The sequence below is a fragment of the Leifsonia sp. RAF41 genome, assembly GCF_052114085.1.
Taxonomy (GTDB): domain Bacteria; phylum Actinomycetota; class Actinomycetes; order Actinomycetales; family Microbacteriaceae; genus Leifsonia.
Map to the genome: position 1 here is coordinate 194,827 of NZ_JBFREB010000001.1, position 15,565 is coordinate 210,391.

General features: G+C 64.0%; 14 protein-coding genes. 8 read left to right on the forward strand and 6 right to left on the reverse strand.

Translation table 11 applies throughout. The features are described from left to right. Nucleotides 1–152: 152 nt before the first annotated feature. Complete coding sequence (locus AB4Y74_RS01015; protein ID WP_441797256.1) at nt 153–1,268, forward strand: hypothetical protein; 1,116 nt, start codon at nt 153–155, stop codon at nt 1,266–1,268. Here the strand turns inward: AB4Y74_RS01015 and AB4Y74_RS01020 are convergent. Together AB4Y74_RS01020 and AB4Y74_RS01025 are read right to left on the reverse strand one after the other, a co-directional pair. Continuing rightward, a complete protein-coding gene (locus AB4Y74_RS01020) occupies nt 1,265–1,681 on the reverse strand; it encodes a hypothetical protein (RefSeq protein ID WP_441797257.1) in 417 nt (138 codons plus the stop codon). The genes AB4Y74_RS01015 and AB4Y74_RS01020 overlap by 4 nt on opposite strands. A gap of 440 nt (nt 1,682–2,121) precedes the next feature. Beyond that, nucleotides 2,122–3,027 (reverse strand): ArdC-like ssDNA-binding domain-containing protein, encoded by a 906-nt coding sequence (locus AB4Y74_RS01025; protein WP_441797258.1) that lies wholly within the window; start codon nt 3,025–3,027, stop codon nt 2,122–2,124. Nucleotides 3,028–3,715: 688 nt separating this feature from the next. On the opposite strand from AB4Y74_RS01025, the gene AB4Y74_RS01030 reads away from it, so the two are divergent. Then, nucleotides 3,716–3,910: a hypothetical protein gene (locus tag AB4Y74_RS01030; protein ID WP_441797259.1), complete on the forward strand. Its 195-nt coding sequence runs from the start codon at nt 3,716–3,718 to the stop codon at nt 3,908–3,910. 65 nt (nt 3,911–3,975) lie between these two features. On the opposite strand, the gene AB4Y74_RS01035 is transcribed toward AB4Y74_RS01030, so the two are convergent. The 3 genes from AB4Y74_RS01035 to AB4Y74_RS01045 all read right to left on the reverse strand — a co-directional run bounded on the left by AB4Y74_RS01035 (nt 3,976) and on the right by AB4Y74_RS01045 (nt 6,834). Next, nucleotides 3,976–5,352, reverse strand: coding sequence for a ParB/RepB/Spo0J family partition protein (locus AB4Y74_RS01035; RefSeq protein WP_441797260.1), 1,377 nt, complete (start codon nt 5,350–5,352; stop codon nt 3,976–3,978). Between the two features lie 224 nt (nt 5,353–5,576). Then, the gene (locus AB4Y74_RS01040; RefSeq protein WP_441797261.1) at nt 5,577–5,852 is read right to left on the reverse strand and encodes a hypothetical protein; all 276 of its coding nucleotides are present in this window, start codon (nt 5,850–5,852) and stop codon (nt 5,577–5,579) included. A 370-nt stretch (nt 5,853–6,222) separates the two neighbouring features. Beyond that, nucleotides 6,223–6,834, reverse strand: a complete 612-nt coding sequence (locus AB4Y74_RS01045) for a TetR/AcrR family transcriptional regulator (RefSeq protein ID WP_441797262.1) — start codon at nt 6,832–6,834, stop codon at nt 6,223–6,225. A gap of 177 nt (nt 6,835–7,011) precedes the next feature. Between AB4Y74_RS01045 and AB4Y74_RS01050 the strand changes: the two genes are divergently transcribed. From AB4Y74_RS01050 to AB4Y74_RS01060, 3 genes are read left to right on the forward strand one after another with little or no spacing between them, the layout of a single operon-like run. Then, nucleotides 7,012–8,301: an MFS transporter gene (locus AB4Y74_RS01050; RefSeq protein WP_441797263.1), complete on the forward strand. Its 1,290-nt coding sequence runs from the start codon at nt 7,012–7,014 to the stop codon at nt 8,299–8,301. Between the two features lie 19 nt (nt 8,302–8,320). Next, nucleotides 8,321–9,454 (forward strand): serine hydrolase domain-containing protein, encoded by a 1,134-nt coding sequence (locus AB4Y74_RS01055; RefSeq protein WP_441797264.1) that lies wholly within the window; start codon nt 8,321–8,323, stop codon nt 9,452–9,454. A 17-nt stretch (nt 9,455–9,471) separates the two neighbouring features. After that, nucleotides 9,472–10,458 (forward strand): alpha/beta hydrolase, encoded by a 987-nt coding sequence (locus AB4Y74_RS01060; protein WP_441797265.1) that lies wholly within the window; start codon nt 9,472–9,474, stop codon nt 10,456–10,458. Between the two features lie 283 nt (nt 10,459–10,741). On the opposite strand, the gene AB4Y74_RS01065 is transcribed toward AB4Y74_RS01060, so the two are convergent. Then, nucleotides 10,742–11,164 carry an ACT domain-containing protein gene (locus AB4Y74_RS01065; RefSeq protein WP_441797266.1) on the reverse strand — a complete coding sequence of 141 codons (423 nt, stop codon included), beginning with the start codon at nt 11,162–11,164 and terminating at the stop codon, nt 10,742–10,744. Nucleotides 11,165–11,391: 227 nt separating this feature from the next. On the opposite strand from AB4Y74_RS01065, the gene AB4Y74_RS01070 reads away from it, so the two are divergent. From AB4Y74_RS01070 to AB4Y74_RS01080, 3 genes are all read left to right on the forward strand, one after another. Beyond that, a complete protein-coding gene (locus tag AB4Y74_RS01070) occupies nt 11,392–11,685 on the forward strand; it encodes a putative quinol monooxygenase (RefSeq protein ID WP_441797267.1) in 294 nt (97 codons plus the stop codon). A 731-nt stretch (nt 11,686–12,416) separates the two neighbouring features. After that, on the forward strand, nt 12,417–13,205 hold the full coding sequence (locus AB4Y74_RS01075; protein WP_441797268.1) for a hypothetical protein: 789 nt from the start codon (nt 12,417–12,419) through the stop codon (nt 13,203–13,205). Between the two features lie 75 nt (nt 13,206–13,280). Further along, the gene (locus tag AB4Y74_RS01080) at nt 13,281–15,419 is read left to right on the forward strand and encodes a winged-helix domain-containing protein (RefSeq protein ID WP_441797269.1); all 2,139 of its coding nucleotides are present in this window, start codon (nt 13,281–13,283) and stop codon (nt 15,417–15,419) included. Nucleotides 15,420–15,565: the final 146 nt, after the last annotated feature.

Here is a 15,565-nt window from a genome sequence, read left to right on the forward strand (position 1 = left end):
CTCGTATCTAGGGTAGACAGATCGGTCCTTGACCTACATCCCAATGGCCCGCTAGGAATGACTTGGGCGACGTCCCTTCTCCTCGTTTATGAGTGAAAGGGATACGAATGAAAAGATCATCAGCGACCGCTTTAAGTGCTGCCCTCGTAGTGATGGCATCGCTCATCGCGGTGCCGTCGTACGCGGCCACGGGGGAGTGGCCCGCACGAGAGGCGCCGGATCCGACAAAGATCGAGCACGTCGTCGTGCCGTTCTCCGGCGGGGTCACACTCGACCAGGCAGAGAAGCTCGCTTCTGGGCGATCCGCCGTGGTCGGATACCGGGTCGAGAACGACCAGGTTGTGGGGGAGTACTTCTCCGCGAGTGGACAGAGCGCCGCGGACTACCTCGCCGGCTTTCGGGACCTCTACGGTACCGAGCCGCGCATCGCAGGCCTCGTGATCGAGCGTCCGAAGACGGAGCAGAACGCGCGCTCTGCACCAGCGGCTCCCGCGGCGATCCAGACGGGTCGCCCCGATTTCAAGCCCGCCGCTGTGCCGGCCGGCAAGAAGGCGAAGCTCGCAGCGGCAACCCCAGAGCAGAGCGCAGCCGCCGCGAGTGGCGGGGCCGTGGCTCTCGCGGCAAATGGGTGGAAGCCGTACAGCGTGTACTCGAAGACGAAGCGGTCTGGGGTGCACCAGTACTTCGACATGACGATGAGCTGGACCGGCGCTACGTCGCCGGCAAACATCCCGGTCGCTTTCGGCCTGGAGGCGGGCGTCGATCTCTACAACGGCGCAGGCGGGACGCGCGGGAGCGTGGTTCCCGGCTACATCTGCGGACCGAATTTCCGCGACCAGTTCATCGCTAAGAACTACAACTGGTACTCCTGGAGTACCTTCTCGCCGAATGGGGATCTGAGCTCGGCGTATCCGTACGCGGACCTGAATGACCTATTCGACTCTTGCGGTCGCAACGCGATGACGATCGGGTTCGAGTATCCGCAGAGGTTCGCGGGGGACTCGTTCGGAATGTACGAGGTTAGTACCCACATCGACGCGCAGATAGGCGTGACCAGCTCCAGCAAGCTCGGCGGCGGCATCCAGCAGGTAGACAACGGCAATTGCGTTCCGGGCGTCTCTCTCACCGACTGCATGGGCACCAAGCAGTTGCCTGGCGACTCACGCCTGACGCTGAGCACCGACCGCGGCTGGATCGCTGACCCGAACAAGTGCTGGACGTCCTCCAGTTACGGCGACGTGGCCCCGACGGCCGTCACCTGCCCCTAGGCGGAATGCTGCGCGGGGTCGAGCCCTACTGCTCGGCCCCGCGTTTCGTTGTGGGTCGAGCGCCACAAGCCTCGTGTGAGCAGGCCGGCGCCCACCAGGATTGCACCGTAAACACTGGCCGTGCCGGCGGGGCTGCCGCTGTAGGTAGTGACGGTGCCGTTGCCATCGGCACGCGCCCACTCGCACGCGCGGCCAAGCGGCCACCAGCTAAGGCCCTGCTGCACCACGTCGCTGTTCTCGCTGACGAGCGCTAGAGCTGAAGACGGCCCCTCCTGCTGGCAGGTGTTGGTCGTCGCCGAGCCGATGATCACCAGCCCCGAGTAGAGGCCGAAGGCCAGAACGAGCACCCCAACGATTGTGAGCGCGGCGCGAAGACCTCGCCGCTGACTGCGTTTGTGCATGATTTCCCCCATACCGCCAGTCTTGGCGGCTCCCTGTGAACGCGCAACATCCGAACGGATGACTTGCAGTTGGCGCTTGTAGCTCGCGTCCAAAAGATGGTGGGCCGAAGGCTGCACCTTTGCCGAGGCACGACTGCGTCTGCCAATGTCCCGCGTGCCTTTGGACGAGGCACTGTAACTATCCCCGCAAGACATTCTCGCCGCAGCGGTCGTTCGTCCGCGACGGTGACTTTGGACACATATGCGGCGCTGTTTCCGGACGACCTCGACAATGTTACGGACGCTCTGAGCCGGCAGCGGTCGGAGCAACTCTGATCGACCGTGTGTGGTGCATTGTGGTGCAGGAACGCCTGCGAATTGAGGTGAGCATATGTGAGTAGGTGGGCCAAACTTCCAGGTAAATCCGGGGTAATTGGTGCTCGTCAACGGCGGCTGGGTCGGCCAAAGTGCGTTCAAATCCCACCGAGAGCGGGTGCCGAGCCGGGACAGGCTGAGGCTGCGCTTTGCATGGCGGACGCTAGGCGGTGGGTTGCCGCGAGCACACGCGCGGCCGTGGCGTGGATCAAGTTAGTGTCGCCGTCGGCCCACCCGGTGATGTAGCCGATGCTGTACGCGCTGGTATCGAATCCGGCGAGACCGGCGACGATGTACGCCACGGATTCCGCTTCAACCTCCATTACGCCGCGGTGGCTCACGTAGTCGAGCGGGTCGCTGGTGTGTCCCAGCAGGATGTGCGCGGTTTCGTGGATCAGCGTTTTGGCGGTGTGCTCAACACTGAGCCCGTCATCAAGTACCACGGCCCGCGAATCGGGATTGGTGCTCCCGTTTCGGGCGCCGGGCAGCGGACGGTATTGGATGCTCCACCCTTCGGCGACTAGGTAGTCGGTGAGGGCGTTAATGACACCGTGGTCGTCAGTGCCGGTGAGCTGCTCAGTGATGCTGCTGGTGACTTCCGCACCGTCGATGGGGTCGGTTTGGCTGATGTCGAACACGGTCAGAATCGGGTACCGGACAAGTCGCCGCTCAAGTTCCTCGCCCTTGTCGTCTTCTTCGGTGACCTTCTTGGTGGAGTAGCCGAAGATGCGGATCCCGGTTTCGCCTTTGCGGACCTGGCGTCCCAGCTGCTGCCATTTCCGGAACCCGGCCACCTGAGTTGCGCCCGGACTCTGGGCGAGGATCAGCAGCAGGTTGTTCAGCGAGTAGGTGTGGAAGGCGCTGGCAAAGTCCAAGAACGCCCGCCACTTCTCCGAGTTTCTGAGTTGTTCCACCTGTTCCCTGATCGAGTCGTGCAGCGCTTCGGCGCGTGCCTTCTGTTCGTCGGCGCTCAAACCGGCTCGGTGTGCGGTTGTGGTGCTCATTGGTTTCTCCCGTGTGGACGACTTTTGTGTGTGCCCTTCCGGCAAGGGGAATCGATGGTGAGCGGGAGCGGCGTAGTGCGGGTCCGTGGAATACCGGAGCGCAGCGAGGATATGCCGCGAAAGCCCGGCACGCAGCCGCGGTAGCGAACTACGATGAACCGCCGGAAAGGTCACCCATTCGTTTGGATGCCGGACCTGAACCGGCTCAAACTCGCCACTTCACCGACCACCTGATCGTCGAGAACCGGTCCGGCTTCTCGGAATGGGCAGTGCCAGCCGATCTCGTGACAGATAGATGGGTCGGGGGCGTCGGAGATCAGCTGCAACCTCAGCTGGCGTCCGCCGACCGGAACCTGTTGAGCCGCCTGTGGCGGCGCTGTTTTTGTGGGTTTGTGTGTCTTTCCGCGGGGCGATCGTAGCTCGTTCCCGCGGCTTACCGTGCCGGGCTTTCGCGGCATATCCTCCCTCCGCTTCGCTCCAGTGCGGTATTCCACGGTCCCGGCACTCACGCCGCTCCCACTCGCCATCGATCTCTCCGCCGGAAAGGCAAACAAAACGATCGAGCAGGGGAGTGATTGGGATGCGGGTATTCATTATCGACACCACACACATGGGCCCAGAACTGCAACGGGGACTGATCGGGGTGGTCGGCTCCACCAGTCCGAGCCCGGAGGAGAAGAAGGAATGCGTGGACATTGTGTCTCGGTATGCGGCGGATGGGTGGGCGATCGCCGCCGACCCCCACACACCCATCGGGCACCTTGCGGCGCTGACCGCTGAGACGGCGTGTGTGCCGTTCCTGGCGTTGGATCGGGTTCGCGGGGCAGGCGGTGCGGTGGTCGCGGCGCCGACAGCTGGCGCGCAGCTGCAAGGACTCGACTGACCTGGGCGCTGAGACAAGGTGGTGGGTCCCGCCCTCCGTGGCGGGACCCACACCTGGATTCAGTCTTAGCCGGCGTCGGCGACCTCTTGCTCGGGGTTGTCGGTGCCGGTGATGATGCGTTCGACGTCGCTGAGGGTGTAGCCCCAGGCGGCGAGTTGGGTGAAGTAGGCGGCATCCGTCGGGGACGGGGTGCGCCAGGTTTGCTTGCTGGTGACGCTCTCGCACGCCCCGAGCACGATCGCCAACGCCACGTGTTGTGCTTTGCCCGGGCTGTGCTGAAGGAGGGCGGCGAGCTTGTCGGCTTGGAAGTAGCCGGAGGGTTCCACACCGAGCAGCAAGTGGGCGAGTTCGTTGCCTTCCCGGGTGGCGGTGCTGATCGCCTGCCGGTGCACGGTGAGACCTCGTGCGATTACCAGTCCCGTGTCTTTGGGGAGTGTTTTGCGGCTGAGGAGGGTGGTGAGCCAGTCGCGGCGGACGACTTCGGCGGAGGCCCAGGCCTTGTTGTTGGCGATCAGGGTGCGCCGTTCGGCCTTCTGCTCCTCCGTCATCGGCCCGCTGTTTGAGCCGCTGGTGTTGTAGGTGTGAAATCCTGCGGCTTTGGCGTCGTGGAGGAAGTAGGTGACGCTCGGCTCGCCGTCGGCGTATACGCGAACATGTGCCGCACGCCCTGCGATGTTCTGGATCTGTTCGACGGTGACCCGTTCGTTCTCGGCGGTGAGGAGTTCGCTGATCCGGGTGTACGGGGTGTCGTAGTAGCCGGGGTCGGTGTCGAGGATTTCGTACCCACGATGGACCAGCTCGGCTTCCGCGTCGGCCTTGACCTGGTTGCGGGTTTTTTCGTCGCGTGCCCGCTGGGCCGCGTGCGGGAATTGGGCCGGATCGGTGGTGGCGACGTGGATGAGTTCGGTGCGGGTGTGTTCGTCGGTGTCGAATTCGATGAGCACGGCGGCCTGGTCCAGGGTGAGCGGGTGCTCCTGGAGCGCGGTTGCTGCGGCGGCGTTTTCGGTGATCGCGAGGGCGGTTTTGACTTCCCGGGTTTTGCTGCCGGTGCGGCGGGCGATGGCGGTGATGGTGAGGCCTTCGAACGCGAGTTGCTGGAACGCGGCGGCTCGGTCACCGTCGCTGAGTGGCTCGCGCTGGTCGTTCTCGACCATTTGCTGCACGATCCGCTCCGTCGTCACTTCGTCGGCATCCACGAGGTAGACGGGGATGGTGGTGAGTGCTGCTTCGCGGGCGGCGAAGACGCGGCGTTGCCCGGCCCGCACGGTGATGGTCCCGTCCGAACCTTGGTGGGCGAGGACGGGGGTGAGGACCCCGTTTTCGCGGATGGATTGCACGAACGCGGGGGTGATGGGTGCGGTGGGTCGTACGTTCTCTTCCAACAGGAGGGTGTGCGGGTCCAGGTGCTTGATGGTGCCCGCAACTGCGGTGGTGTCGCTCATGGTGTTCTCCGATCAACTGGTTTAGTTCGCCTGTCTGGCAAGAGGATCGGAAGGGAAGCGAAGGGCGGTGCAGTGCCGGGTCCGTGGAATACCGCAGCGCAGCGAGGATATGCCGCGAAAGCCCGGAACGCAGCCGCCGCAGCGACCTACGATCAGCTCGCCAGGCAGGCGGACAACCCCTCAACAAGCGGGGCGCCGCTCGCGGCTCCTCTGAGGTGAGGATGCTACTTGCGGTGAACGAGGTTCCCGGCGACCCACACATAGACGGGGGACCGGGACCCTTCGGGAACGTAGCGGATCAACACCAGGCCGCCGGTTGTCCAGGCCAGCGCTTCACCGTCGACCAGTTGCACGTCGGTGTAGGCCACCTGGACCGGCACGTGAACCATCACCGGCACGGGTTGCGGTTCGTCCCGGCGTCGACCGCTGGCCCGCACCACATCCTCCGGGATGCTGATCGGTCGCGGCGTTCGCTCGGCCGCTTCCGTGATCTCCGACAATGGTTTGGAGTAGACGCGTAGCGCTTGTTCGTACCCACGGCTCAGGCCGGGTCGACTTCGATCAGGACCGAGCCGGCAGCTTGACGCTGCAACCGGAAAATGCGCACATCGGCAGGGTCGCCCTCAGCGCGCCCGATCACTGACCAGCCCAGCAGCTGCTCCGCGGGATGGGCCAGCGCATCATGTACAGCGATTGTACGGTTCGGTTCAACTCCCGACCACGAGGGGGACACCACCGGCACTTGCGCCGCTTCCACTCGCTCTCGATCTCTCCGCCGGGAACGGCCCGGCTGGTGCCCCGTATCCTCCGCGGCCCGGCCGCCGGCACTGCGACGCCGGTCACGGACGTTCCGTTCGGTCTAAAACGGAATCACGAGCGTAGGTACTCGAGGAAGGGCGCTACGTGCGCTTCCATGTCGATAGTGGGGTCGTAGAGCCATTGCAGCTGCAGACCTCTGATCATCGCGGTGAGTTGGCGAGTGGCGATTTCGAGGTCAAGGTCGGGGCGGATGCGCCCGCGATCGCGTTCCCGTTCGAGTTCACGGTTGACGTCGATGTTGAGCTGGTTGATGCGCTGTTTCATGTAGCGGTGCGCGGGGTGTACGGGGCGGATGCTTTCAGCTTGCATAGTCGCGTCGAGCAGGACGAGGCCTGGCGTCGTTTCGCTTTGCCTGATCAGTTCGGGGAGAAGGTCCAGGATGCCCCGCTCGGCGAGCGCCTTCTCTAGCAAGGGGAGGTCGTTCTCGGTCTGCTTGTCGAAGACGGCTTCGAGGAGATCTTCTTTCGCGGGGAAGTGGTAGCTCAGGGCGGCGTGGCTGACGCCCAGTTCTTCCGCGATCTTGCGGAGGGAGAGCCGCTGGAACCCTTGGTTGGCGAAGAGGTCGAACGCCTGGTTGACGAACTCTTCCCGACGTTGCTGGCCGTTCGCGTACCGGCCCCGCCTGCCTTTCGCTCGCTCGGCCGGTGGCTCTGTGGTTGTCACGGGCTCCTCCGCTCCTGGCTGCCTCCAACGCTCTCCGTCAAGTTTAGCCACATCGAAACCTGTCCGCGACGAATACTTTCAATATGGCTAAAATTGCGGTATGGTCGGGCTTGCGTCCTTGATCGAGGAAGTCAGCCAGGGCTCCGGGCAAGGGGTCCAGCTTCGAAGGAGAAGACAATGACCGAGCTCTCAGCACCACAGCGACGGGCCGTGAACCCCTGGTGGGTGGGCTGGGTCGCGGGGATGGCATCGTTCGTAGATGGGGCGGCCCTGGTCGGAACCGGCTTGGCGCTGGTGATCTACCAGCAGACGATCGGGCTGAAACCGGAGGAGATCGGGCTGCTGACCAGTGTGCTGACCTTCGGCGTCGCAGTGGGCGCCATCATCGGCGGTCGGCTGGGGGACCGTTTCGGTCGCCGGCGCGTCTTCATCACCACGATGCTGCTCATTGCGGTCGGTGCCACCATGGCGACCTTCGGCACCCAGTTCCCGGTGATCTTCGCCGGCATCGCCCTCATGGGAATTGCGATCGGCGCGGACATTCCGGTATCGCTGTCCACCATCGCGGAAGCTGCGACCGATGAGAACCGAGGCAAGATCCTCGTCTTGTCGAACCTGCTCGCCGGCGTCGGAATCGGCGCGGCCGTGCTCGTTGCAACGTTCACTGGCGGCATGGGCAGGGCCGGTGCTCAGGCGATCTTCGGCATGATCGCTATCGTCGCGGTCCTGGTCCTGGTTCTGCGGCTCAGCATCCCGGAATCGGCGTCATGGACCCAGGCCCGGAATGAGCGACGCAGTGGGATCCACACCATCCGAGCGGAGCGAACCCGGTTCCGTGACCTGGTGAAGCCGCCGCTGCGCTTCCCGTTCCTCGTCCTCGCGGCGTTCTTCACACTGGTGAGCATCCCGATCACGCTGGTCAGCTCCTACGCAGCGTACATCGCGGCCAACTTCGCCGGCGTCCCCGTCTCCCAGTTCTCCGTCTTCATCCTGCTCCTGGTACCTCTGGCGATCATCGTCCAGTACCTGTTCATGCGCGTGGTCGACACCCGGTTCCGGCTCACCTTCTTCCTCATCGGCGGAGTGATGTTCGTCGCCGCGTATCTGATCCCTGTGGTGTTCGGCGTGAGCCTCATCACCCTGGTGGCGATGATCCTCACCTCGGGGTTCGGCACCGTGTTCTGCGGAGAGCCGATCTTCCGGGTATGGGTCAACGAGGCCTTCCCGACCCTGTTGCGTTCGACCGGCCAGGGAGTCATCTTCTCCGGGGCCCGGCTGGTCCCCGCGCTTCTGCTCGCCCCGATCCCGGTGCTGCTGACCACATCGCTGCCAGGGTTCCTGATCGTGATGTCCGTGCTCGCCGCGGTCGGTGTCGGGATCGGCTGGTGGGGGGTGCGCAGCGGCCGCATGATCAACGAATTCGACCATGAGACCGAACCGGTCGACGAGACCGCCGTTTCGGCGTGAGGACCCAGGAACAACGATGATGACGTTGATCAGCACCGACGGGTACGTGGCCGAAGGATTCGGGAAGGTCGCGGACGCCTTCGCCGAGAACTTCGCCGAGCGAGGTGACACCGGAGCGGCATGCACGGTCTACGTGGACGGCGAACTTGTCGTCGACCTCTGGGGCGGCAGCACCGGTAGCGGCCCCTTCACCCGCAACACGCGGAGCGTGATGTTTTCCGTCAGCAAGGGGATCACCGCGGTCTGCCTGCTGATGGCCGCCGAGGAAGGCCTGCTCGAGCTCGACGCACCCGTCGCGCAGTACTGGCCCGAATTCGGCGCGCAGGGCAAAACGCGGCTCACCGTGCGGCAGCTACTGGCGCACCGAGCCGGCCTGATAGCTCCCGACGAGACCATGACCGTCGAAGAACTGCGCGCCTGGTTCCCGGTCACCGACGCCCTCGCCCGGCAGGAGCCGCTCTGGCAGCCCGGCACGGCCTTCGCCTACCACGCTCTGACCATTGGTTGGCTCGCGGGAGAAGTACTGAGGCGAACCACGGGCAAGCGACCCAGCGAATGGCTCCGTGACAGGGTCGCCGGCCCGCTCGGGCTGTCGATGACCTTCGGAATCGGCGCGAGTGATGCGGATTTCGCCCCTCTGGGTGAGCCGCTGCCCAGCACCCCCCCGGCGGCCGTTGCCATCTCAGACCTTGACCTGATCGAGCGGGTGATGGGGATGAACGGCGCGTTCGACGGCCTGGACATCTTCGCCAGCGCGAACGGACCAGAGTTCCTCTCCTATGAGATCGCCGCGGGGAATCTGGTCACGTCCGCGCACGACCTCGCCCGGGCGTATGCGGCGACCGTCAGCGACGTCGACGGGATCCGGCTTCTGCGACCGGACACCATCCGGGATGCGCGCCTCCCAGTCTCCGCCGGGGCCCCGTTCGTCGGTGTCGATGCCGGCCACCGGTGGGGGACCGGCTTCATGCTGAACTCGGCAACCCGGCAGATGGCCGGCGAGGGAAGCTTCGGCCACGACGGCGCTGGAGGGCAACTCGGCTTCGCCCGCCTGGAAGGCGAGGTCGCCCTCGGATACCAGACCCTCCGCCCCGGCGGCGAATCCGACACCCGGGCGGAAGAACTCTGCCGCGCACTACGCCACTGCCTCTAACGTCAGAAGGAATTCTCATGCCACTTGATCCGATCCTCACCGCCTTCGTCCCTACCCCCCCGCTGCCCGCCGAGATCGACTTCCCCGCCTGGCGCGCCCAGAGCGAGGCGGACGGGGCTGCCCTGGTCGAGCTGGTCGCGGAACCCGGTCCCGACGTTGCTGAGAAGCGCATCGTGCACATTCCCGTCGAGGGGGGCACGATCGCTCTGGCGATCTACCGCCCCTCTCTGGGCGAGACGCTTCCCGCGCACCTGTACTTCCACGGCGGCGGCTGGGTCGCCGGTACCGGGCTGAGCGTATACACGGACATCATCGGCCGGGAACGAGCCGTCGGCGCCCACTGCGTCGCCATCACGGTGGACTACCGGAAGGCACCCGAGCACCAGCACCCCATCCCGCTGAACGACTGCCAGGCCGCACTGCTCTGGGTCATCGAGCACGCCGACGAGATCGGTGTCGACGCGTCGCGGATCACCGTGGGCGGCGGATCGGCCGGCGCGAACCTCGCTGCCGCGCTGTGCCTCAAGAACCGCGATGAAGACGGTCCCACTATCCTCTTTCAACTTCTCGAAGTGCCGGCAGTCGACCTCACCATGAGCCTGCCCTCACACTCCGACGCGGAACTCGGCTCCAACTATGCCCTCCACCGCGAAGACGTCGAACGGCTCGTGACCTTTTACCTGGGCGAGGACGGCGATCCACGTGACCCGTACGCCTCACCCCTACTCGCGGAAACTCACGCCGGCCTGCCGCCGGCCCACATCATGCCCTCCGAGTTCGACCTGCTCCGCGACGACGCCGAGGCCTACGCTGAGAAGCTCCGGGACGCCGGCGTTTCCGCCACGTCCTCCCTGCAGCTCGGCCATATCCATCCCTCCAGCGCGTTCACGAAGATCATGCCCGCCGCCCGCGCATGGCGGGACGAGGCAATCGCCACCCTGCGCGCAGTCCACAGCGGACACCTCGACGATGCCCGTTCTGCCGACCAAGCTGCGCAGTCGTGACCGCGTCGTCGGTTTCCGCGTGACCGCCGCCACTCCCGGTGCCGGCGCCGCGGGCGCCTCCGACTCGTCCGGCACCAAGGATCGTGTCGAAGGCGCCCAGAAGCGGGTGGCGAATATCGACCGGACCACGCCGACGCCATCGCGTGCACTGGTTAGATGCCGTCCTGGGGGCGCCGCATCGTCAGTTCTGCATCCCGTTCGATACCCGGTACACGAGCCTGAGCGAGGAGCGGTATTCCAGACCCTGGCGCAAGAACGCTAGCGCCGTCAGGCAGGATCGAGCTCAACTTTCGTTGCCGGGCCCATCGGAGCGCTCGTCGACGACGGTGTGCCCTGCCGCGACCAAGCTCGACACGGCGGCCTCAAAGGAACGCGCGGGGACGAATACCAGGTCTGCTGACATGGTGGAGGCGACAAAAATGGGGATACCTGCGACCGACAAGGGAGCGATCAGGGACACGGTCATGCCGGCCGTATCGAGGTCGTGCGCCGTGTCGCCTGTGTACAGAGCTATCCAGTCCCCGCTACTGCCAGCGTCCTCCACAAAGGTCTGCTCATCGTCCACGACGACCGTGACCATGCGGGCGTTGTCAACGTCAGCCGATCGCGTCGAGCCGGCCACCGTGTAGGTGCCGGAGAGCCGCCTTACCCGCTGTGCAACGATTGGGATCGTCAGCTTAGGGGTGGGAGTCGGGTATTCAGTCACGTGAAGACATTACAAGTCAGGCCTTCATCAGCTGTGGCAGTGTTGCACCCGACTTCTCGGGGGAGAGAGCGCGCGCCGGGGAGGCCTACGCGATGAATCGATTCCGCGTAGAGGACTGATGGCGTTTGTCGACTGTCGGGTCTTCCACTTGGCAGGCCCCAACATCTCCGTGGGCTGCCACTACAGCGGCGTGAGTCGGCAGGCGTCCTAGTGCTAGCGTCGCCCGCATGACTGTTACCTCCCTCCTCGACCTGCGCTTTGCGACCGACCACCTCGAGGACGGACCGCGCGCGCTGCTTGACATCCTCGCGGACACGCGCGCTTTCGACGGTTGCCTTAGTGTGCAGGTCGCCATGGATGTGACAGACCCCGCACACGTGATTGCGGTCGAGCACTGGCAATCGCTTGAGCATGACGAGGCCTACCGGGCCTGGCGGGCCGGGCCCGGCGCTTCGGGACTAGGCAACTACCTGGCGGGACCGCCAGTACTGACACGGTTCAGAGACGTCGTGTCACTGTGACTCTCGATAGCTTGAGCCGACTCGCTCCCACTTGACGCCGCGCTCCACGCGAAACGAATCGTGAGGGGGGAGTGCCGCATTTTCAGCCCGTACTTGGAGATCGACGTCGGGCGACGAGCCCCCACAAAGAGCCCACACTGAGGTCCTTGAAGGCCGCCCCATGTGAGTGAACAAGCGCGTCATCTCGCTAATTTGAGGGCACCTGGGAACCGCTCAGGGGGCCGCGGCAGGGGTTCAAATCCCACCGTGTTCGTCGATGTGCGAGTCAGCACCGGCCCGACCTGCTGAGCGAGTACGTGGACACAATTTGGACACACTTGTGCGACGTGCGTGTGATTGGAGGCGGCTCGATTGGCCGCGATTCCTTGGATTTCCGCGACTTTCGACCTTCGCACAGAGCATGCGAACCCTGCCATACGAGCACACGGCTCACAATCGCGACGATGCGACTTCAAGACGCAACGCGTGCCGGCTATCAGCGCATACCTCGGGACGAATCCGAACCTGAGCAGTAGTCTCGCCTGTATCTGCTCAGGAAAAAGTCAGTTCCTTCCCGCTCGTCGACGCCGCACCAGGTTCGAACGGCCGGAGAATCATCACCCCTTTTGGGGATGAATGAGGCTTCAGTTTTTCGAGACGATTGGAATCCGGGGGTGGTCGGATAGGTAGTGGCTGAAGCCTCTGGAGTCACCGACCGCTGACCCTACCGATCTGGCAAAGTCACCTTGATATTGAACGACATCGCAACGCTCATCCTCGGAGTTCTTACCCTCGGGTGGACCATCTGGACCGCCCTTCGTGCTTCACGTGAGAAGCGCTCGTTCGAGAGAATCGAGGGGCTACTGAAGGTCAAGTCCACGCTTGAGCACCTGGGCACTCGCGGCCTAGATCCCTCCGTCGGTCAAGAGCGCCGCGACAAATCACAAAAAGATCAGCTGGAAACGGTAACCGTCGCACTAAGGCGGGTCTCCGCAACGTACGTGGGACTGGTCCATAAGGCTGTGCCATCGTATCTTGCGGCCGCAATCTTTCTTGCCTACGCGCTCTGGTCGGGCATCATGACCTACGGGCTCCTCAATCCGAAGCCGGCACCCGGCAAATCGATCGATAGCGCGACGGCAACAGCAAATGGCATCGCGGCCATCGTTGCTCTAGCGCTGTGTGTCGGCTTTCTGATTCTTGCAATCCTGCAGTGGGTCCGCGCTCGTCGTGCTCGCGTGGTCCTTCGCGACGCAGGAATCGACCTGCGAAGGCCGTCGGAGAAGGCAAAAGCGTATGCGGGCGCGATCGGCAGACTCTTCTCCTCTGGAGCTCCTAACGCCGGTGTGGTTGCGGCTGTCCAGGTCCAGGAAAGGTCAGATTCTCTTGCGTCAGAAGGCATCGATGGATTGCGTCCCTGCGATGCTGTGCCGCTGACTGTCGATGGGGCACCGCTCTCAGCTTCGGCCCCAAGCGGAGCGGGAGCCGATGAAGCGGGGCAGACAGCTACCGCCCAGCTCGCGACGCCGGCGAGCGCGTAGTCGGCCGCCCAGAAGACGTCAGTCAGCCCGTCTCGGGCCAATCGGAGCCGTCAAGGTCAGGGCCTCCCGATACTGTTGAGCCGCCCTTCCGCGAAAGGAAATTGCATCATCGAAGCGTCTGCAAACACCTTGCTTGGTTACGCGGTACTCCGCGCGAACTACAACTCAAACGCAACTGCCTATTTGGACAGCTTTCGGCCGTTCGTCTTATCGGTACTGGCCGAATCATCAAAGCCGTACCTCGAACGAAATGCGATCGCGGACACGATCCGCGCCAAGTTCGGCATCGAAATCCCGTCCTTGGTTGTCCGAAGGCTTCTCCGCGGAGCCGGACGTGCGGGCTTGACAGAGAGCGTCGGAGACAAGGCCGTATCCATCACCGAAAAGGGCCTGGCCGCAGCGCCCGCACTCCAGCAGGAAGTCACCCAGTACCAACAGCGGCAGTCCGACCTGATTGCGTCCTTCGGCTCGTTCGTACGAGAACGATTCCCTGATCATGCTGAGGTTTTGTCCGACAATCCTGGCGGTCTTCTCGCCCGCTATTTCGAGCGGCACGCTGCCCCGCTCCTCAACCAGGGTCTCCGTGGGAAGGGACAGGCGACTGAACAGACGCCAGGTGCCGACTTTCTAGTGGCGTCTTTCGTCACTTATCTGGCGGAGCAGGACCAGCAGCGATTTGGCTATGTCGTGGAGGCTGCCAAGGGTGCCATGCTCGCCGCTGTCCTCTTGCTTGACACTTCGGGCTTCAAGGATTCGCTGGCGGATCTCAGTCTCGTGTTCGACACACCCGTCTTGATGGACGTGCTTGGATTTCACGGCGAGTTCGCGCAAGTCGCGGCAAAACAGCTCGTCCAACTTGCGCGAACACAGTCTGCCAAGCTGGTGACCTTCGACCACAGTGTGAGTGAGCTCGAGGGGATCTTGGAGCACATTGCGCAGGCTCTCCGAAAAGGTAGTCGCAGCCGCTCGACCTCCACCGGCTACCTGCACTTCGCTGACATCGGAGCGTCACCGGCAGACCTGGCGCTGCTTCTATCGCAGGTTCGAGACCTCCTGTCCGACGCGCTGATCGAGGTGATTCCTCGGCCGGACGGCTACTACAAATACGGTTTGGACGAGACAAGGCTTGAAGACCTTATTCAGTCGAAGGTCCACTACTTCCAGGACTCAGCGCGCATCAACGACGTCATCTCCTTGTCCTCCACGCACAGGCTTCGGGAGGGTCGCAAGGCTAAAGGGCTGGAGCATTGTCGCGCAGTCTTGGTCACTTCCAACGCGAACCTGGTGATGGGGGCGGTTGAGTTCGATGAGCGGGGAGACGGGTTCCCGCTTGCCATCACGACTGACGCGGTGGCGAGCATCCTATGGGTGCGCAGTCCGGCCTCGGGACCGGATACCCCACGCGAGATGCTCCTCGCTTCCGCCTACGCCGGGATGCAGCCCAGCCCTAGCACTTGGTCCCGATACCTGGATGAGGTCGAACACCTGGAGTCGACCAACGCGGTGAGCGCCGATGAGGCCGTCCTCCTTCGGACCAGCCGAGCGAGTCGTCAGTCCCTCATGGAAGAGACGCTCGGCCAAAGCGAAGCCGTGAGCATCGAGTCGCCGATTAACGCGCTCAACCGAGTCCGAGATGAGGTCGCTGCGCCACTGGAGGGCAAAGTCCGGGCTCTTCAGGAAGAGGCGGCGACCGCCGCTGCAGCCGCAGAATCGGCTGCCAGTGACCGCGCAAGAGAGGTCAGTGCACGCGCCGTTGCAGAGCAGCAGCTCGCTGACGTTTTTGAGGCGAACCGCCGCCTCGAAGCTGAAATGGCACGTCACGCCGAGGACGAAGCGACGAAGCGGCGAAACATCCGAATGCGTTCCGAAACAGTTGCCCGTCGAGTGAGGTCCGCCACCGTGTGGACCGTCCGAGCGGGCGCGCTCATTCTCATCGGCTGGGCCGCCTGGATCCTAATTTCTAGGCCGGACCCCTCCGACCGGGTGGGGGTGATCGTGGCCGGGTTGGTGGGAGTTGCCGGGCTCGTGTTGGCAGTGCTGCCGCCTCTGGGCAAGTCGCTTGACCCGTTTGAACTTTGGCTGCTCCAACAGGGCGAGCGTCGGCGACTCATGAACGCCGGCTACGCAGTCGGCGGTTCCACTTCAGCAGAGCGTGCGGCGGCCGTTCACGGCGCTGACACTGCGACGACTTCCCTTGGGGCGGAAACGAAATAGTACTCAACCCGCGCTCACCCCGTACATTGAAGCGAATTTAGCGTCGCTCTAATCGGTACTGCGAAAACGAAAACCGCACAGAGTCAGGAAGTAGGCGAGGACCTCGCGAGACAGAAGCAAACGTCGCACCTGCGTACTGAGCATCG